The 16,786-nt window shown below is 72.3% G+C and carries 22 protein-coding genes and 1 tRNA gene; 5 read left to right on the top strand and 18 right to left on the bottom strand.

The genetic code is table 11. The annotated features are described in order from the left end of the window. Nucleotides 1–298 precede the first annotated feature (298 nt). From M1P99_RS14775 to M1P99_RS14725, 11 genes are all read right to left on the bottom strand, one after another. Nucleotides 299–745, bottom strand: coding sequence for a PH domain-containing protein (locus M1P99_RS14775; protein WP_304455695.1), 447 nt, complete (start codon nucleotides 743–745; stop codon nucleotides 299–301). A gap of 132 nt (nucleotides 746–877) precedes the next feature. Beyond that, complete coding sequence (locus tag M1P99_RS14770) at nucleotides 878–1,366, bottom strand: DUF3180 domain-containing protein (protein ID WP_304453232.1); 489 nt, start codon at nucleotides 1,364–1,366, stop codon at nucleotides 878–880. Then, on the bottom strand, nucleotides 1,366–1,890 hold the full coding sequence (gene folK, locus M1P99_RS14765; protein ID WP_304455694.1) for a 2-amino-4-hydroxy-6-hydroxymethyldihydropteridine diphosphokinase: 525 nt from the start codon (nucleotides 1,888–1,890) through the stop codon (nucleotides 1,366–1,368). The genes M1P99_RS14770 and folK overlap by 1 nt, the downstream gene beginning before the upstream one ends. Continuing rightward, nucleotides 1,887–2,258, bottom strand: coding sequence for a dihydroneopterin aldolase (gene folB, locus M1P99_RS14760; protein WP_304453231.1), 372 nt, complete (start codon nucleotides 2,256–2,258; stop codon nucleotides 1,887–1,889). Before folB ends, folK begins: the two co-directional genes overlap by 4 nt. Further along, complete coding sequence (locus M1P99_RS14755; protein WP_304453230.1) at nucleotides 2,258–2,701, bottom strand: nuclear transport factor 2 family protein; 444 nt, start codon at nucleotides 2,699–2,701, stop codon at nucleotides 2,258–2,260. The genes folB and M1P99_RS14755 overlap by 1 nt, the downstream gene beginning before the upstream one ends. After that, nucleotides 2,698–3,603 carry a dihydropteroate synthase gene (folP, locus tag M1P99_RS14750; protein WP_304453229.1) on the bottom strand — a complete coding sequence of 302 codons (906 nt, stop codon included), beginning with the start codon at nucleotides 3,601–3,603 and terminating at the stop codon, nucleotides 2,698–2,700. Before folP ends, M1P99_RS14755 begins: the two co-directional genes overlap by 4 nt. Before the next feature lie 163 nt (nucleotides 3,604–3,766). Further along, a complete protein-coding gene (folE, locus tag M1P99_RS14745; protein WP_304453228.1) occupies nucleotides 3,767–4,366 on the bottom strand; it encodes a GTP cyclohydrolase I FolE in 600 nt (199 codons plus the stop codon). Further along, the gene (gene ftsH / locus M1P99_RS14740; RefSeq protein WP_304453227.1) at nucleotides 4,363–6,456 is read right to left on the bottom strand and encodes an ATP-dependent zinc metalloprotease FtsH; all 2,094 of its coding nucleotides are present in this window, start codon (nucleotides 6,454–6,456) and stop codon (nucleotides 4,363–4,365) included. Before ftsH ends, folE begins: the two co-directional genes overlap by 4 nt. A gap of 219 nt (nucleotides 6,457–6,675) precedes the next feature. Next, nucleotides 6,676–7,215, bottom strand: a complete 540-nt coding sequence (gene hpt / locus M1P99_RS14735; protein WP_304453226.1) for a hypoxanthine phosphoribosyltransferase — start codon at nucleotides 7,213–7,215, stop codon at nucleotides 6,676–6,678. Nucleotides 7,216–7,321: 106 nt separating this feature from the next. Beyond that, on the bottom strand, nucleotides 7,322–8,359 hold the full coding sequence (gene tilS, locus M1P99_RS14730; RefSeq protein ID WP_304453225.1) for a tRNA lysidine(34) synthetase TilS: 1,038 nt from the start codon (nucleotides 8,357–8,359) through the stop codon (nucleotides 7,322–7,324). Continuing rightward, the gene (locus M1P99_RS14725; protein ID WP_304455693.1) at nucleotides 8,356–9,438 is read right to left on the bottom strand and encodes a zinc-dependent metalloprotease; all 1,083 of its coding nucleotides are present in this window, start codon (nucleotides 9,436–9,438) and stop codon (nucleotides 8,356–8,358) included. The genes tilS and M1P99_RS14725 overlap by 4 nt, the downstream gene beginning before the upstream one ends. Before the next feature lie 144 nt (nucleotides 9,439–9,582). Here M1P99_RS14725 and M1P99_RS14720 point away from each other — a divergent pair, with 144 nt between their 5' ends. Then, nucleotides 9,583–9,954 carry a signal peptidase I gene (locus M1P99_RS14720; protein ID WP_304453224.1) on the top strand — a complete coding sequence of 124 codons (372 nt, stop codon included), beginning with the start codon at nucleotides 9,583–9,585 and terminating at the stop codon, nucleotides 9,952–9,954. A gap of 11 nt (nucleotides 9,955–9,965) precedes the next feature. Here M1P99_RS14720 and dacB read toward each other — a convergent pair whose 3' ends face one another. Beyond that, nucleotides 9,966–11,324 carry a D-alanyl-D-alanine carboxypeptidase/D-alanyl-D-alanine-endopeptidase gene (dacB, locus tag M1P99_RS14715; RefSeq protein WP_304453223.1) on the bottom strand — a complete coding sequence of 453 codons (1,359 nt, stop codon included), beginning with the start codon at nucleotides 11,322–11,324 and terminating at the stop codon, nucleotides 9,966–9,968. An 81-nt stretch (nucleotides 11,325–11,405) separates the two neighbouring features. Between dacB and M1P99_RS14710 the strand changes: the two genes are divergently transcribed. Then, entirely contained in the window at nucleotides 11,406–11,927 is a 522-nt protein-coding gene (locus tag M1P99_RS14710) for an inorganic diphosphatase (protein WP_179823277.1), read from the top strand. Nucleotides 11,928–11,975: 48 nt separating this feature from the next. Here M1P99_RS14710 and M1P99_RS14705 read toward each other — a convergent pair whose 3' ends face one another. Together M1P99_RS14705 and M1P99_RS14700 are read right to left on the bottom strand one after the other, a co-directional pair. Beyond that, on the bottom strand, nucleotides 11,976–12,557 hold the full coding sequence (locus M1P99_RS14705) for an RNA polymerase sigma factor (protein ID WP_304453222.1): 582 nt from the start codon (nucleotides 12,555–12,557) through the stop codon (nucleotides 11,976–11,978). 77 nt (nucleotides 12,558–12,634) lie between these two features. Beyond that, nucleotides 12,635–12,814 carry a hypothetical protein gene (locus tag M1P99_RS14700; RefSeq protein WP_304453221.1) on the bottom strand — a complete coding sequence of 60 codons (180 nt, stop codon included), beginning with the start codon at nucleotides 12,812–12,814 and terminating at the stop codon, nucleotides 12,635–12,637. 494 nt (nucleotides 12,815–13,308) lie between these two features. Here M1P99_RS14700 and M1P99_RS14695 point away from each other — a divergent pair, with 494 nt between their 5' ends. Next, nucleotides 13,309–13,923, top strand: a complete 615-nt coding sequence (locus M1P99_RS14695) for a hypothetical protein (protein WP_304453220.1) — start codon at nucleotides 13,309–13,311, stop codon at nucleotides 13,921–13,923. A 10-nt stretch (nucleotides 13,924–13,933) separates the two neighbouring features. Here M1P99_RS14695 and M1P99_RS14690 read toward each other — a convergent pair whose 3' ends face one another. Together M1P99_RS14690 and M1P99_RS14685 are read right to left on the bottom strand one after the other, a co-directional pair. After that, a complete protein-coding gene (locus M1P99_RS14690) occupies nucleotides 13,934–14,308 on the bottom strand; it encodes a hypothetical protein (RefSeq protein WP_304453219.1) in 375 nt (124 codons plus the stop codon). A 48-nt stretch (nucleotides 14,309–14,356) separates the two neighbouring features. Beyond that, the gene (locus M1P99_RS14685; RefSeq protein ID WP_304453218.1) at nucleotides 14,357–14,581 is read right to left on the bottom strand and encodes a hypothetical protein; all 225 of its coding nucleotides are present in this window, start codon (nucleotides 14,579–14,581) and stop codon (nucleotides 14,357–14,359) included. 201 nt (nucleotides 14,582–14,782) lie between these two features. Here M1P99_RS14685 and M1P99_RS14680 point away from each other — a divergent pair, with 201 nt between their 5' ends. Together M1P99_RS14680 and M1P99_RS14675 are read left to right on the top strand one after the other, a co-directional pair. Next, complete coding sequence (locus tag M1P99_RS14680; RefSeq protein WP_304453217.1) at nucleotides 14,783–15,616, top strand: exonuclease domain-containing protein; 834 nt, start codon at nucleotides 14,783–14,785, stop codon at nucleotides 15,614–15,616. A gap of 207 nt (nucleotides 15,617–15,823) precedes the next feature. Continuing rightward, nucleotides 15,824–15,982, top strand: coding sequence for a hypothetical protein (locus M1P99_RS14675; RefSeq protein WP_304453216.1), 159 nt, complete (start codon nucleotides 15,824–15,826; stop codon nucleotides 15,980–15,982). A gap of 16 nt (nucleotides 15,983–15,998) precedes the next feature. Here the strand turns inward: M1P99_RS14675 and M1P99_RS14670 are convergent, their stop codons facing one another. Together M1P99_RS14670 and M1P99_RS14665 are read right to left on the bottom strand one after the other, a co-directional pair. Continuing rightward, nucleotides 15,999–16,385, bottom strand: coding sequence for a hypothetical protein (locus M1P99_RS14670; protein WP_304453215.1), 387 nt, complete (start codon nucleotides 16,383–16,385; stop codon nucleotides 15,999–16,001). Between the two features lie 275 nt (nucleotides 16,386–16,660). Beyond that, nucleotides 16,661–16,736, bottom strand: a tRNA-Thr gene (locus tag M1P99_RS14665). Between the last annotated feature and the right edge of the window lie 50 nt (nucleotides 16,737–16,786).

Here is a 16,786-nt window from a genome sequence, read left to right as displayed (position 1 = left end):
GGAAGGGCTGTCCCTGCGGGGCCGGAGGCCGCTGCGTCGAGCGGGGCGCCTGCCCGCGGGCCGCACGGGGCCCCTGCGGCACGTGCCCGTGGAAGGCCTGAGGCGACTCGGGCCGCCCCGGAAGCCGAGGCGCGGGCTCGCGGCCCGTTTCGGCCCCCAGCGGCCGCTCGTGCGGCTGGGGAGCCCGGGCGTGCTCGGGCTCGCGGCGCCGGTCGGGCTCCCGCGGTTCCTGGCCGTGCTCCGCCTCCGGGCCCTCGGGCTCGGGTCGGTCGTGCGGCGGTCGGGCGGATGAGTGCACTTACAACCCCGTCGAGAAGCTCTCGCTGCGCGACGCGAGTCGGTCGCGCAGCTCCACGGCCTCGGTCAGGCCGAGTCCGACCACCCGGGTGTCGGCGGTGCTCGCCGCGGTGCGCACCCGGACCGTCGCGATACCCAGTGCCTGCTCCAGCAGGTCAGCCGTCACGTCCACGACCTGCATCCGGCCGTACGGGACCACCACGAGCTGGCGCACGAACACCCCGTAGGTCAGGTACAGCTCCTCCGGCGCCTCGGCGTACCCCCACGTGCGTTGGAAGAGCCCGGCCAGCACCCCGCCGGCCACGGCCACCACCAGTGCCGCCACGATGACCGCCACGGCCGGGACGGGGTGCCCCCACAGGAACAGCAGGGTGCCGCCGCCCCCGCCCGCGATCAGGCTCGGCACGCCCAGCACCAGGCGTCGGTACCAGGCCAGCGAGGGCGACACCCGTTGCCAGGGCGTGCCCGCTGGTGCGGCGAACGCCGCGTCCAGCGGTCGTTCCGGCGGGGGCGTCGAAGGAGTCGGATCACTGGTGTCCACGTGGCCAGTCAACCATCAGCCCGCCGTCGCCGACATCCCTCACGCCCTCCCGCGCGGGTCGTCCTGGTCGTCCTCGTCCTCGGGGACCCGGCACGCGTACTCCAGGTACAGCGCGGCCGCCAGCAGCACGGCCGAGGCCGCGCCGGTACCGACCGAGGTGAAGAACACCTCGCGCGGCGACGGCAGGTCGAGCGAGTCCGACACCGCGAACGCGACGCCCAGGAAGAACCCCGCCGCCAACGACGCGAACAGCGCGCTCGCCTTGGCCAGGGCGACCAGCCGGGCCGCGCTCAGGGGCTCCATCGGCTCGGTGCCGGGCGCGCGGCGGATACGGCGCCGGGTCCGCCCCGCCGTGTACCCCTCGGCCAGCGACAGCAGGAGCAGCGTGGGGATCCCCGACCACGGCAGCACCGGCAGGAACGGCAGCGCGTTCGTGAGCAGCACGCCCAGCAGGGCGCCGATCGCGATCAGCACCGAAGGGACCCGCCAGCCGGTGGGACGGAGCCTGCGCTCGTCCTCGTCCGCCATCACGCCTCCTCGGGGAGCCGGAGGGCGAGGTCGTCCCGGCGCCGCAGGGCCTGCTCCCCCGCCGTGTCGGCGGCCTCCACCCCCGCGAGGAGGTCCGCCACCGGCCCCCGGCCCGGGAGCACCGCCCCCGGGTCGGCGTCCAGCCACGGCCGCAGCACGAACGCCCGCAGGTGGGCGCGCGGATGCGGCAGGGTGAGCTCGGGGTCCTCGGAGCGCACGTCCCCGAACGCGATGACGTCCACGTCGAGTGTGCGCGGACCCCACCGGACCTCCCGGACCCGGTCGAAGGCCCGCTCGGCCGCCCGGGCCCGCCGGAGCAGCTCCAACGGGTCCTGCCCGGTGTCCACGACCAGGACCGCGTTGAGGTAGGCCCCCTGCTCGGGCCCGCCCACCGGCGCGGTCTCGTACACGGGCGACACCGCCACCGGTGACGGCTCCCCGGTGAGCACCGTGTCCACCGCGCCCTGCAGCGCGGCCAGCCGGTCGCCCAGGTTCGAACCCAGGGCGAGCACCGCGCGCGTCACCACGAACGCCCCGTCCCGCGCGTGACCGTGACCGCCACGTCCCCGAACTCGTGCTCGATGGGTGCCGACGGCTTGTGCACCGTCAGTTCCACGCCCTCGACCAGGGACTCGGCCATGCACTCCGCGGCCAAACGCTCCGCCAGCGTCTCGATGAGGTTCACCGGCTCGCCCGTGACGATCCGCACCAGGCGGTCGGCGAGCAGGCCGTAGTGCACCGTGTCGCCGACGTCGTCGGAGGCCGCGGCCGGCGCGGTGTCCAGGTGGAGCACCGCGTCGACCACGAAGTCCTGGCCCTCACGGCGCTCGAAGTCGAAGACACCGTGGTGGCCGCGCGCACGGAGTCCGCGGAGCGTGATGCGGTCGCGCATCAGTCCTCGTCCTCCCCTTCGTCGTCCTCCATGAGCACCGGGGAGGCGTGGTGCGACCACAGCCGCCAGCCCGCGTCGGTCGCGACGAACAGGTTGGTGGTGACCACCTGCCCGCCCGCCACGAACCCGGGGCTGCCGTCCTCCGCGGTCAGCACGTTCTCCTCACACGTCACCATGGCGACGTCGCCGCCGACCCCGATGTGGGTCTCGGTGAGCACGTACTGGATGTAGGTGACGTTGGCCATGATCAGTGACCACGCCCGCATGATCTCGGTCCGGCCCCGCAGCAGCGGCCAGCCGGGGTTGACGCACACCAGGTCCGGCGCCTCGTGCTCCTCGGCCCAGACGGTGCGCATCAGGTCGATGTCGCCGTTCTCGATGGCGCTGTAGAACTGCGCGTTGGCCTCGGCCACGCGCTCCATGACCTCCTGCCGGGACTTCACAGGCCGCCCCGGTCCATGGGCTCGCCTCGGCCCCGGTCGAGTCGGGCACCACCGTCGGACCAGGCCGAGGCCACGCGCACGGCGTCGGCGCTGGAGCGCACGTCGTGCACCCGCACGCACCAGGCGCCGCGGTCGGCGGCGAGGGTGGAGACGGCCGCGGTGGCGGCGTCGCACTCGGTGAAGGGGCGGTCGTGGTCCTTGGCGTCCCCCAGCAGCCGGCTCAGGAAGCGCTTGCGGGAACCGGCCACCAGCACCGGGCGTCCCAGGTCGTGGAAGCGTTCCAGCTCGTGGAGAATCGCCCAGTTGTGTGCCTGCTCAGGGCGTTTCGAGAATCCCAGTCCCGGGTCCAGGACGATCTGACCCGGGTCGACACCTGCACTGATCATGGCCTCCATACGGTCGCGGAGCTCATCGAGGACCTCCTGGACGACATCCGTGTACACGGCACGGCTCTGCATGTCATGACTATGCCCGCGCCAGTGCATCAACACGTAGGCAACGCCGGAAGAGGCCACAAGTCGGGCCATGGCCGGGTCGGCCAACCCGCCGCTGACATCGTTGACGAGGACCGCGCCCGCCCCGACGGCGCGCTCGGCGACCTCCGCGCGCATGGTGTCGACGCTGACGTGGACGCCCCTGGCCGCGAGCTCGCGCACCACCGGTTCGACCCGGTGCAGCTCCTCGGCGGCGGACACCCGCTGTGCTCCGGGGCGCGTGGACTCACCGCCGACGTCGACGATGTCCGCTCCCTGCTCCACCAGTCGCAGGCCGTGCTCGACCGCCCGGTCGGGATCGAACCACGCGCCGCCGTCGGAGAAGGAGTCGGGGGTGACGTTCACGACCCCCATGACCAGGCACCGCCCGCGGTCGGGCAGGCCCGGAACTGTCTGTTTCGGCCCCATAAGGTCACCCTATTCGCTGACGCGCGCGCAGGCTCGGAGTGCGGCCGGGCGTTTGGGCACGGTCCGGACACAGGAAGCCTTCGCCGAGACCCTGATCGGATCACGTCAACAGACGACGGCCCCCTGGAGAGGAAGCGTTCCTCCCCAGGGGGCCGGGGTCCGTTCAGCGCCGGTCGAGGATGAGGCTCATCGCCTCGGACCGCGTCCGGTCGCTGCCGCGGAAGATGCCGCGGACGGCGGACGTGACCGTCTTCGCGCCGGGCTTGCGGACGCCGCGCATGGTCATGCACAGGTGCTCGGCCTCCACCACGACGATGACGCCGCGCGGCTGGAGGTGGTCCATGATGGCGTCGGCCACCTGGCCCGTGAGCCGCTCCTGCACCTGCGGCCGGCGGGCGTACACGTCGACGAGCCGGGCGAGCTTGCTGAGACCGGTGATGCGGCCGTCGGCGGCCGGGATGTAGCCCACGTGCGCCACTCCGTAGAACGGCACCAGGTGGTGCTCGCACGTGGAGTACATCTCGATGTCCTTGACCAGGATCATCTCCTCGTGCCCGGCCTCGAAGACCGTGGTGAGCACGTCGCCGGGCTTCTGGCCCAGCCCGGAGAACTGCTCCTCGTAGGCACGGGCGACGCGCTCGGGCGTCTTGAGCAGGCCGTCGCGCTCGGGATCCTCCCCGATGGCGATGAGGATCTCGCGCACGGCGCGCTCGATGCGCTCCCGGTCGACGGGTCTGGGCTCCAGCCCTTCCGCGGCGGTCACGCGTCGTCCCCCTCGGCCTCGGCTCTGGTGGGCAGCTGTCCGTTGCCGCCCGGAGCCGCGGTGCCCTCGTACTCGGTGCCGTTGACCTCGCCCCGGCGCGGGTCGGCGGCCTCGGCCACGGCACCGCTGGTCTCCGGGAGCTGGCCCTCGATGCTCTCGGCGCCGTTGATGGCGGCGATCTCCTTCTTGGAGCGCACCGGGGGCCGCTCCGAGGGGAGCCGCTTGCCGTAGCCGGTGTAGGAGCCGCGCGAGGGCCGCTTGGTGATCGGGGCGAAGATCTCCAGGACCTCGGCCTTGCTCAGGGTCTCCTTCTCCAGCAGCGCCACGACCAGGTCGTCCAGGACGTCCCGGTACTCGACGAGGACGTCGTAGGCCTCGTCGTGCGCGGACTCGATGAGGCGGCGCACCTCCTCGTCGATGATGGAGGCGATCTCCTCGGAGTACTCCCGGGCGTGCGACATCTCGCGGCCCAGGAACGGCTCGGTACTGCCGGAGCCGAACTTGCGGGCGCCCAGCCGCTCGCTCATGCCGTACTCGGTGACCATGTTGCGGGCCAGGTTGGTGGCCTTGTCGATGTCGTTGCCGGCACCGGTGGTGGGCTCGTGGAAGACGAGCTCCTCGGCGGCGCGGCCGCCCAGCATCATGGCGAGCTGGTCCATCATCTGTGAGCGCGACGTGAGGAACTTGTCCTCGGTCGGCACCGACATGGTGTAGCCCAGGGCCCGGCCGCGCGGCAGGATGGTGATCTTGTGCACCGGGTCGGAGTTGGGCAGCGCGTGCCCCACCAGGGCGTGGCCGCCCTCGTGGTAGGCGATGACCTTCTTCTCGGTGTCCGACATCACCCGGGTCTTGCGCTCGGGACCGGCCATCACCCGCTCGATCGCCTCCTCGAGGACCGCGTGGGTGATGACCTTGGCGCCCGCGCGCGCCGAGAGCAGGGCGCCCTCGTTGATGACGTTGGCCAGGTCGGCGCCGGTCATGCCGGCGGTCTGGCGGGCGATCACCCGGAAGTCGACGTCGTCGGCCATGGGCTTGCCCTTGGCGTGGACCTTGAGGATGTCGCTGCGGCCGTCCATGTCGGGGCGGTCGACCACGACCTGCCGGTCGAAGCGGCCGGGGCGCAGCAGGGCCGGGTCCAGGATGTCGGGCCGGTTGGTCGCGGCGATGAGGATGACGCCGCCCTTGACGTCGAAGCCGTCCATCTCGACCAGCATCTGGTTGAGCGTCTGCTCGCGCTCGTCGTGGCCGCCGCCCATGCCGGCGCCGCGGTGGCGGCCGACGGCGTCGATCTCGTCGATGAAGATGATCGCGGGGGCGTTGGCCTTGGCCTGCTCGAACAGGTCGCGCACACGCGAGGCGCCCACGCCGACGAACATCTCGACGAAGTCGGAGCCGGAGATGGAGTAGAACGGCACCTCGGCCTCTCCGGCCACGGCGCGGGCCAGGAGGGTCTTACCGGTTCCGGGCGGGCCCATCAGGAGCACGCCCTTGGGGATCTTGGCCCCCATCTCCTGGAACTTGGCCGGGTTCTGCAGGAACTCCTTGATCTCGTGGAGCTCCTCGATGGCCTCGTCGGCCCCGGCCACGTCGGCGAAGGTGTTCTTGGGCGTGTCCTTGGTGATGAGCTTGGCCTTGGACTTGCCGAACTGCATCACCCGTGAGCCGCCGCCCTGCATCTGGCTGAAGATGAACCAGAAGATGCCGATGATGATGATCAGCGGGAGCAGGCTGAACAGCGCGGTGGTCCACACCGAGGTGGTGGCGACCGACACCTCGTAGGAGTCCAGGCTGCTGTCCGGGTCGTTCGCCGACTCCTGGAGCATCTCCCCGAGCTGGGCGCCCTGGCCCTCGACCCAGTACGCCTCGAGGATCTGCTCGTCGGTGGTCGTCAGCACGATGCGCTGGTCACGGTCGATGATCTCGGCGTTGTCCACCTCATCGTTCTCGATGAGCTGGTACACCTGCGAGATGTCGGCGTCTTCGGGCTGCGGGCCGCCACCCACGTCGAAGACGCGGAAGCCGATGATGAGCATGACGGCGACCGCCAGGATCAAAATCCACGGGCCGCGGAAAAAACGCTTCAGATTCATGTGAGCGGAACCCTGTCGGGTCCGTCCCTCCTGACCAGGCTGTCCGCCCCAGAGGACTTTCCGAAGCAGGACCTAACGGACACGTGCTCCCCGCGATGACGCCGGGATATTCGACGGTACACCTCCCCCGCCGGGCGGACGCACCGCTCGGGACCGGGCACCGGAACCGTCATGATGGCAACGACGGCGACCCGCCCCGTTGTTCCCCGGCCCCCTCCCTCATCCCTCGTAGACGTGCGGGGCGAGGGTGCCGATGAACGGCAGGTTGCGGTACTTCTCGGCGTAGTCGAGGCCGTAGCCGACGATGAACTCGTTCGGCAGGTCGAAGCCGATGTACTTGACGTCGAGATCGACCTCGTAGGCCAGCGGCTTGCGGACCATCGTGCACACCTCCACGGACCGGGGCCCGCGCGACTTGAGGTTGCCCACCAGCCAGGAGAGCGTCAGACCGGAGTCGATGACGTCCTCGACGATCAGGACGTCGCGGTCCTTGATGTCGGTCTCCAGGTCCTTGAGGATGCGGACCACGCCGGAGGAGGTCGTGCCCGCCCCGTAGGAGGAGACCGCCATCCAGTCCATGGAGACGGGGCTGTGCAGGGCGCGGGCCAGGTCGGCCATCACCATGACGGCGCCCTTGAGCACCCCGACGATCAGCAGGTCCCGGTCGGCGTAGTCGGCGTCGATCCGCGCCCCCAGCTCGGCCAGACGCGCCTTGATCTCGTCCTCGGTGACCAGGATCTTCTCAAGGTCCTGTCCCATGTCCTTAGCGTCCACGCTCAATGTCCTCGCTGCTGGGTTCCCCGTGTGCGGGACCCAGGATAAGCGGCACGAACAGGACCGGCGCCGCCCGGTCCCGCGGGTCGGGTCACGCCTCGAAGCGCAGCCGCCGCGCGATCCTCCTGCAGCGCACGCCTCCGGGGAGGTCGATGTGGGCCTGGCCACGCCAATCGGTGACGAGTCGGTCGATCTCACGCACGTGGCGGGCGGTCAGCGCGCTCGCCGGGCACCCGGCGGCCAGGGCGGCGCGGCGCAGGACGCGCGTGCGCAGCGACGCGGGGGCCGCGGCCAGGGGTTCCACGTCCAGGACCGGGCCGGCCCCGGGGGTGCCGGCGCCTGGGCGGGGCCCCGGCCCGGGTGCGGCCGAGGTCGCGGCCTCGGCGTCCGGCAGGGCTTCGGCCTCGAGGTCCTCCGCGAGCCGGTCGAGCGTGTCGGCGTCCGCGCGCAGCATCGCGGCGGTCCTGGCCAGGGCCTCGGCGATGCCGGGGCCGAGCGCCTTCTCCAGTGCGGGCAGGGCCTCGTGGCGCACCCGCGACCGGGCGAACCGGGGGTCGAGGTTGTGCGGGTCCTCCCAGGCCCGCAGTCCCATCTCGGCGCAGGCCCGGCGGACCGTGGACCGGTCGAGGCCGAGCAGGGGCCGCAGGTAGTGGCCGTTGCGGGGGGCCATCCCGGCCAGGGAACGGGCCCCGGAACCGCGGGCCAGGCCCAGCAGGACCGTCTCGGCCTGGTCGTCGAGGGTGTGCCCGAGCAGCACGGCCGCCGGGGCGTGCGCCCCGACCGCCCCGTCCAGGGCGGCGTAGCGGGCGCGGCGGGCCGCCGCCTCCGGGCCGCCGGGCCCGTCGACCGAGACGGTGCGCACGAGGACAGGGGCCAGTCCGAGGCCGCGCAGGACGTCGGCGACCTCGACCGCTCGTGCGGCCGATCCCTCCTGGAGACCGTGGTCGACCGTGACGCCCCCGGCCGTCCGGCCCGCGCGCGGAGCCTCGAAGGCCAGCGCGCCGGACAGGGCCAGGGAGTCCGCGCCACCGCTGCACGCCGCCAGGACGGTGGCGTCCGCGGGCAGGTCGGCCAGGGCCCGCCGGACCGCCGATCGGACGGCGGCCACGGCGGGGTGCGGCCCGCTCACTCCGCGATGGCGGCGGGGCGCACGACGCGGTCGATCCAGGCGTTCGGGTCGCGGATCTCGGCCAGCGTGGGCAGGGTCTCGTGCGAGGTCCACACCTTGTTGAACTCGGCCATGCCGACCTGCCCCACCACCGCGCCGACGAACGCGGCGCCCTCCTCGTACTGACGCATCTTCAGGTCCATGCCGAGCAGCTGGCGCATGATGCGGTCGAGGGGGTTGGCGGTCTCGCGGCGCTTCTGGAAGCGCGCACGGATGCGTTCCACGCTCGGGACGACCTCCGGCCCGACCGCGTCCATCACGTAGTCGCCGTGCCCCTCGGCGAGGCTCATGACCGCGGTGACGCGGTCCATGATCTCGTTCTGCTCCGGGGTCTGCATCGCGGTGAGGAGGTTGGAGTCCCGCCCGCCGCGGACGGCGTCGGCGACGGCCTCGCCCGCCGCGCGCAGCCGGTCGATGAGCGCGGCCGCGTCCATCTCCGAGGACAGGAGGAGCTCCTGCATGAGCTCCTGGACGTAGGCGCGCAGCCACGGCGTGGCCGTGAACTGCATGCGGTGGGTCTCCTCGTGCAGGCACACCCACAGTCGGAAGTCCCGGGAGTCGACGCCCATCTCGCGTTCGGTGTTGACGATGTTGGGCGCCACCAGCGTGAGGCGGCCGGTCGGCGAGGTGCCGTCCGGGCCCGGCGGCAGGAAGAGTTCGTACTGACCGAGGACCTTCCCCGCCAGGTAGGACAGGACGGCGCCCAGCTGCACCCCGGTGATCCGGGAGCCGACCGCGCTGGTCAGGTTCCCGGCGGGGCTGTTGTTCAGGCGTTCGGCGGCCATCTGTTGCAGCACGGGTTCGAGCACGACCCGAAACCCGTCGACGTTGGCTCGAATCCACCCCGGACGGTCCACGATGACCGCGGGCCCGGCGGGTTCGAGGGGGTTCATTCCGGTGAAGTCGCGCACATGCCCGGCCGCCACGGTGGAAAGCTCGCGCAACTGCGCCACGGCCTGCCGCGCGTCGGACAGGTCCACCTGCGGCCCAGGGCGCACGAGGCGGACTCCGGTGTTGACGGCTACGTCCCAGTCGATCACAGTCACATCCGCCAGCCTACCCACGACGGGCGCGGGGGCACGGGGATCAGGGTGGGAATTCCGGGTAGCCCCAGGGTCGCCCCTGAGTGCGCTACGGGACGGTGCCGCCGGCGACGCCGCACCCGGTTGCTACCGTCCTGCCCCATGAGTGCCACGAACGACGTGTACGTCGGCAACGCCGGGCAGGACGCGCCGGAGGACCGGGGCTGGATCCTCGGCCACTTCAAGGAGGTCGGCGACGCCCGGCACAGCGACGCGGTCGAGATCAAGTGGGGCGTCCATCCGCGTGGCGACGAGCGGGCCCGGTGGGTGACCGGCGAGGAGCGCACGGCGCTGCTGGTCCTGGTGAGCGGCCGGTTCCGCGTGGACTTCCCGGACCGGAGCGTGACCCTCGCCGAGCAGGGCGACTACGTGGTCTGGGGCAAGGGCGTCGACCACGGCTGGCACGCGGAGGAGGAGTCCGTCGTGCTCACCGTGCGCTGGCCGTCCGTCCCGGGCTACCGCGTCGAGGACTGAGGCCGCGGCCGTCAGGAGCAGCCGCAGCGGGTGAGGGCGGCCGCCAGGGTGTCGAGCCGGTGGCCCGACGCCGACTCGCTGTTGGCCATGAACGCGAAGACGAACATGTTGCCCTCCTGGTCGTGGACCGTGCCCGCGAGGGTGCTCACCCCGTTGAGCGTGCCGGTCTTGCCGCGGACCAGACCGGCCCCGTCGTGGGTGGAGGCGTGCTCTCCGTAGCGTCCGCTCCTGCTCAGGGTGCCGGTGGAGTTCGCGGTGGGCAGGCCGGTCAGCGCCGCGTTCAGCTCCGGGTGGCCGGGGTCGGCCGAGAGCCGGACCAGGTCCACCAGGGCCCGGGGCGTGATGCGGTTCAGCGTGCTGAGCCCGCTGTTGTCGGTCAGGGTCACACCCTCCACGCCCAGCTCGGCCATGACCCGGTGGGTGGCGGCGGTGGCACCGTCGAAGGTGTGCTCCTCGCCCATCGCGATCGCGGCGGTCCGGCCCATGGCCTCGGCCATGATGTTGTCGCTGGACAGCATCATGGACTCCACCATCCTGGCCATCGACGGCGAGTCCACCGAGGCGATCGGCTCGCCCGAGGCGGTGGCGTCGGAGGGCTCGCCCTCGACCGTGACGCCCGCCTCCTCCAGTTGGTCGGCGAAGGCGCGGGCGGCGTGCAGGGACGGCTCGGTCGAGCGCGACCCGTAGCCGCTGGCGCCGGGGGCCACGCGCCCGGAGTCGATCATCAGCGCGGTGACGGGCGCGGCGTTGCCCTCGGGGACGTAGTTGGGCTTCCAGCCCCGCGGGGTCTCCGGACCGGTGAACAGCGAGTCGTCGTACCCCAGGGAGACGGTGTCGACCCCCTCGGCGGCGAGTGCCTCGGCGGTCCCGGCGGCGAGCTCGGCCAGGGTCGCTACCTGCGGGTAGGCTTCGGAGTCGGCCGTCAGGGTCGCATCGCCCCCTCCGCGCAGCACCACCCGGTTCTCGTCGGCGTCGAAGTAGGCCTCGGTGGTCAGCACGTGGTCGGGGCCGACGGCGTCCAGGACGGTCACCGCCGTCGCGATCTTCGTGGTCGAGGCCGGGGTCACCGCTGTGTCCGGATCGAGTTCGAAGAGCGGGGTTCCGGAGGGGTCGGTCACGTAACCGGTGAGGCCGTCCTCCAGCCCGGCGGCCGACATGGGATCATCGAGGATGTCCGCGATCCGTTCCGGGTCCGCAGGAGTCGAGGCCGCGGGTTCCGCCGCTGCCACGCCCTCGGCGTTGGTGACGGGATGGGGCGGCGCGGGAAGAGGTCGAGCCTCGATGACGTCGAGGGAGACAAACCCTGCAAGCAGCACGAATATGTTGAGCAGGGCAAGCGCGAGGTAGACCTCGCCTCGTACCCGTCGCACGGCACCCGCCCTTCCTTCGGTGTCGCGGCCTGACGTTGTTGTTATACGGCGACATTAGTCGCATTGGGAGCCGAGATCAGCATGGAATTCGACGTTACGATCGAGATCCCCAAGGGGGAGCGCAACAAGTACGAGGTGGACCACGAGACCGGTCGCATCCGTCTCGACCGCATGCTGTTCACCTCCACGACGTACCCCGCCGACTACGGTTTCGTCGAGGGGACACTCGGCGAGGACGGCGACCCCTTGGACGCTCTTGTCCTGCTCAAGGCCCCGACCTTCCCGGGCTGCCTGATCCGGGCCCGCGCCATCGGCATGTTCCGGATGCGCGACGAGGCGGGCGGCGACGACAAGCTGCTCTGCGTCCCGGCGACCGACCCGCGCCAGGAGCACCTGCGTGACATTCACCACGTGAACGAGTTCGAGCGCCTGGAGATCGAGCACTTCTTCACGGTCTACAAGGACCTGGAGCCGGGCAAGTCGGTCGAGGGCGCCAGCTGGGTCGGCCGCCACGAGGCCGAGCAGGAGATCGTCGCCTCGGTCAAGCGCGCCGAGGAGGCGGGCACCCACGGCGACACCTCGCACATCACCTCGGGCGACTGAGTCCGGTCTCGGCGACGGCCCGGCGGGGATTCCCCGGCCGGGCCGTACTCACGGGCGGCTGGAGACCGCGCCGGGGAACGGCTCGTGCGCGCTGTCCCTGGCCAGGACGTAGCCCGCGCAGGCGATCGCCAGCAGTGCGCAGATCAGCGCCAGGGCGACGGGCACGAGCGGGGCCAGGCCGCGCGGACCGAGTCCGCCGCCCCGCGGCAGGGGGAAGCCGTCCCGGCCGAAGCGGTCGGCCCGCGCGGCGACGTGCGTGCGGTACCCGTCCAGCTCCGGGCCGCACATCCCGTTGAGCACGCGGGCCCGGACCAGGGAGGTCTGCTCGGGCATGCGCCACTCGCGCGGCTGCGTGCAGCGCGGCCCGTTCTCCCGGTGCCGCGCGCATTCGGCCTCCGCCAGGGCGTGCAGCCACTCCCCCAGCCGGTCGGCGCTCCGCAGGCGCGCCGCGTGCGCGTGGGCGACGATCAGCGTGTCCCTGAGCACGACGTGGGCCGCGTCGCGATCGCGCAGGACCAGGATGCAGCGCCGGAACAACTCCTCTCCGTAGTCATCCAGGAGCTGTGCGTAGGCATCCGCGGGCGGAGTCCGACTGGAACGCAGGGCGTGGAGGAGATCCTGGTCCGTCATAGACCAAGAATCTACGCGGCGCGTGACACCGCGCTCCCCGGTTTGTCGAAAGACACGCCGTGCCCGGCGGAGCCCCGCTATTCGTCGGGCGGGGCGGCCGTGCGCTCCCGCAACCACAGCAGAACGAAGCTCAGCGAGGTCAGGGCCGCGACCAGGACGGCCGCGCCCGGACCGAGGAAGCCCAGGGCCATCACTCCGGCGGCCGCGACGACGAGCGCGCGCACCAGCACACGCGCCCACAGTCCCGGCGGGTTCACCCGTGCCTTCCGGAGACGGATGCCATCACGGCCACTCCTGATCGCTGCTGCTGGGGGGATGGTGCCCCTTCCGGCGGTGCTACCACGCCGTCCCGGGGCTCCACATGTCACCACCACGGCACGCCTCCCGCAACACGGTCGGCGGGGAGTGAGGGGAACGACACGCACGATCGCGTGCGTCCGCTTGACTCCTCCCCGACATTGCTGGTCAACTTGTGTCCATGGACCCGTACACCCACACCGCAGCCATGGCTCGCACGGCCCTCGGGGCCTCCTGCCACCTGGCCCGTGTGGCGTGTCCGTGTTGTCGTCACTGAGTCGTTCCTGAGGCGCTCTGTCACGCCTCCGACCGTTCGGGTGCCCGTGTTCGGCATCCGCCTCGGGTGATCCGCCCCCGCTCGGGAGGCCGGCACCCCTTCGGCCCCGGTCCGCCGGGTTCCACAGACAACATCCGCGCGTCTCCCGCACGCGCGCACGTGAAGGATCCTCTCACGATGCCCCAGCAGGCTCTCTCCGCGCCCACCGCCCTTGCCACGCGTCTCCGCCCGTCGCCCCCGGACTCCGCGCGACGGGAGGGGGCTTCCACCCTCGACCGAGAGCCCCCGGCTCCGCTCGCTCCCGCTCCCCGCCCGGCCGTGACCCTCGACGGGATCGGCGACGTCGTGGACGCCGGACGCCGTTCCGGCTACGCCCACCTGCGGGAACTCCGTCTTCCGACGATCGGCGGGCTGGCGGCCGCGGCCCGCGGCGCCGCCGAGGCGCTGGCCCGCCCGACCCTGTGGCCCACCCGTCGCGGCCGCTGGCAGCCCGCGCCCCGCGCCGCCCGGCGCCGCGCCACCGGCCGGCTGCGGGTGACCGTGGTGGCGCTCGAACCCAACAGCTTCGTCCCCGAGCCCTCGCCGCGCCCGGACCGGTCGCGCGGACTGGAGGTCCTGCACCTGGTGGGCGGGCGCGCGCACCTGATCTCGTCGGGCACCGACGGCCGGATGCGCTCCGCGGCCGAGCTCACGCCCGACCGCACCCGGGTGGTGGGCGGGACCGGCTCCGGTCACCACTACCTGGTCAACACCGGCGACGAGGTCGCCGTGGTGGTCCGGGTGAGCGCCTGAGCCGCGCGCCTCACTCATCGTCGCCCCGTTCGGACACCGCCTTGAGTTCGGCGTCGACGGCCTCGATGGAGCGCAGCACCGCGGCGGTGCGCTTGCCCTCGGCGAGGTAGGCGTTCATCACCTGGTCGAGGGCGTGAGCGGGCAGGTGGTCGCGCAGGTCCACCCGGGCCGTGCGGTACCCCTCCCGGGCGGCTTCCAGTGCCGCGGAGACGTACTGGCGTGCCAGCCGGGAGAGGGCGACGGGATGGCGGCGCAGAACCCCGTGCAGCCGGTAGTCGGCCGGCACGTGGTCGAACAGCCACACCAGGGCCGTCTGTTCGAAGGAGTCCGACCCGGGTGGGTGCACACTCGCGGGCCAGTCCGGCGTCAGCGACTGATCGGGCATGCCTCCAGCATACCCGCTGATCGAAACTCTGTTCGAACGGAACGCGGACTATTCGGTCGTTTCCCCTGCGTTGCCGACCGACGCGTCACCCTCCTCGCCGGCGCGCCGTTCCAGTTCCACTCTGATGGCCTGCTCCGCGGCGTCCACCGCCGCACGCGCCGTGATCGCGTTCGTGTGCGCCCGGTCGAGCTCCTCGAGCAGTATGCAGTCGAAGGAGACGCGTGCGTCGTGGACTGCGGCTTCCAGTTGACGTGATGCCTCTTCCAGACTCATGTCCCTTCCCTTCCCCAATCCCCCACATGTCATCCACCACCACCGCAAAGTCGCTCCGTGACGGGGGGAGCACCCTCGGCGGACGCGCCCGGCGCGGCCTCCTCCCGCACGCCCCGCGACCTCGACCGTTCGCGCACCGACTGTCACCACCGCGCTCTACGATGTTGCCCGATCACCGATCATCCCGTCGGAGAGGACCCCATGCGCAACCGCTACCCCGGGACCTGCACCACCTGCTCGGACTCCGTCGGCACCGGTGACGGGGTCGTCCTCAAGGAGGGCGGCCGATGGCGCACGTACTGCGCCGAGCACGAGCCGCGCCCCACCCCGCCCGCCCGCGGCGACCACCTGGGCTGGCACACCACCCCACTGCTGGGTTTCGACTCCGAGACCTCCGACCGCGACCCCGCCACCGCCTTCCTCGTCTCGGCGGCCCTGGTGGACCGCGAGGGCAAGAGCCGCACGTGGCTGGTCGACCCCGGCCCCCGCGAGATCCCCGCGGACGCGGTCGCCATCCACGGCATCACCACGGAACGGGCACGAGCCGAGGGCCGCCCGGCGACGGAGTGCCTGGACGAGATCGCCCAGGCGCTGGCCGAGCAGCTCGGCGCCGGACAGGGGCTGGTGGTGTTCAACGCGCCCTACGACCTCGGTGTGCTCGCCGCGGAACTCGCCCGGCACGGACTGCCCTCGCTCACGGACCGCCTCGGCGGCCCCGTGGCGCCCGTGGTGGACCCGCTGGTGATCGACCGCGGCGTGGACCCCTACCGCCGCGGCAAGCGCAACCTGGGCGCCATGAGCGAGTTCTACGGGGTGGACCTGACCGACGCCCACACCGCGACCGCCGACGCCGTCGCCGCGCTCGCGGTCGCCGAGGAGATCGGAGCGCGCCACGCGGACATCGCCTCACTCGGTCTGGCCGAGCTCCACCAGCGCCAGGTGGAGTGGTCCCTGGGCTTCGCCCGCAGCCGCCGGGAGTGGCTGGACCGGACCAAACCCGGCCACGGCACCCGGGTGGACGGCACCTGGCCGTAGGTGTCCTGACCCCGGAGGCCGGCGACACCCGCTGCGGCCGACACACCACACGAGGGCCTTCGGTACCGGTGCGGATGACCACGTCCCGCACCGACCCACCAGAAGGCCCTCGGCTCCGGCCGGTCCACGGGCCGTACCGAAGGGTGCGCGGGCGCGGGCGGGGGTAGGCCCATACGTGGACCCGCTCACCCGTCCCAGGAGGCGACCATGGTCTATCTCATCCTGATCCTGCTGGCGGTCTGGCTGGCCCTGACCATCCTCGGCCTCATCCTGGAGGGTCTGCTCTGGCTCGGCGTCATCGGTGCCGTGCTGTTCCTGGCGACCGTGGTGTGGGGCTGGATCCAGAGCCGCCAGAACGCCGGATGAGGGCGCCCCGGCCCGGTCACGGCTCCAGGGCCGGGCCCGGACCGGCGCTCCGCTCCAGGGCACCGACGATCCGCCGGGCGCGCCGCTCGTCCGCGCCCGCGTCCCGGACCAGGCGCACCGCCTCCTCGGTCCGCCCCAGGGCGACCAGGTTGGCCGCGCGGGCGCGCACCGGCGACGGCAGTTCCTCGGGTTCCCCGCCCTCGTCGTCCGGCCGCGGGGCGGGAACGTACCCGCCCACCTGCGCCAGGTCCGCGCCGGACACCGCCGCCGACGGCCCGGGACCCTCCGCCACCGCTTCGGACCGCGATCCCAGGTACGCGACGACGCGACGCAGGACGTAGGAACCGCCCCCGAGCACCAGCAGGCACCCCACCAGCGCGAGCAACATGAACAGCAGACTCATACCGCGCCCCTACCCAGGTCACACGGCTGTCACCCCACGACGACGTCCTCCGGGAGCAGGGGCTGGACTCCCGTGCGGCTCAACCCGCGTACCTGGAGGGCCTCGGCGCGGGGCCCGCCCCGGTGGACGAACTCGTTGACCGGCGTCCGCGCGGAGGAGGACCGCGGGCTCGCCTGGTCGCACGTCCGCCTCGACCCGCCCGGCGCCGGTCACCCCATGGGCCACCAACGCGAAACGCCACCCCGGACCGGGGTGGCGTTTGGCCTGTTCAGGAGTGGAGCCGCCTATCGGAATCGAACCGATGACCTATTCATTACGAGTGAATCGCTCTGCCGACTGAGCTAAGGCGGCGCCGCGCCGCGCGTGAACGCTGCGAAGCGGTCACCAGTCTAGCGCCTCCA

This window comes from Nocardiopsis sp. YSL2, from assembly GCF_030555055.1.
Lineage (GTDB): Bacteria > Actinomycetota > Actinomycetes > Streptosporangiales > Streptosporangiaceae > Nocardiopsis.
This window is presented reverse-complemented; position numbering and strand designations above follow the sequence as displayed.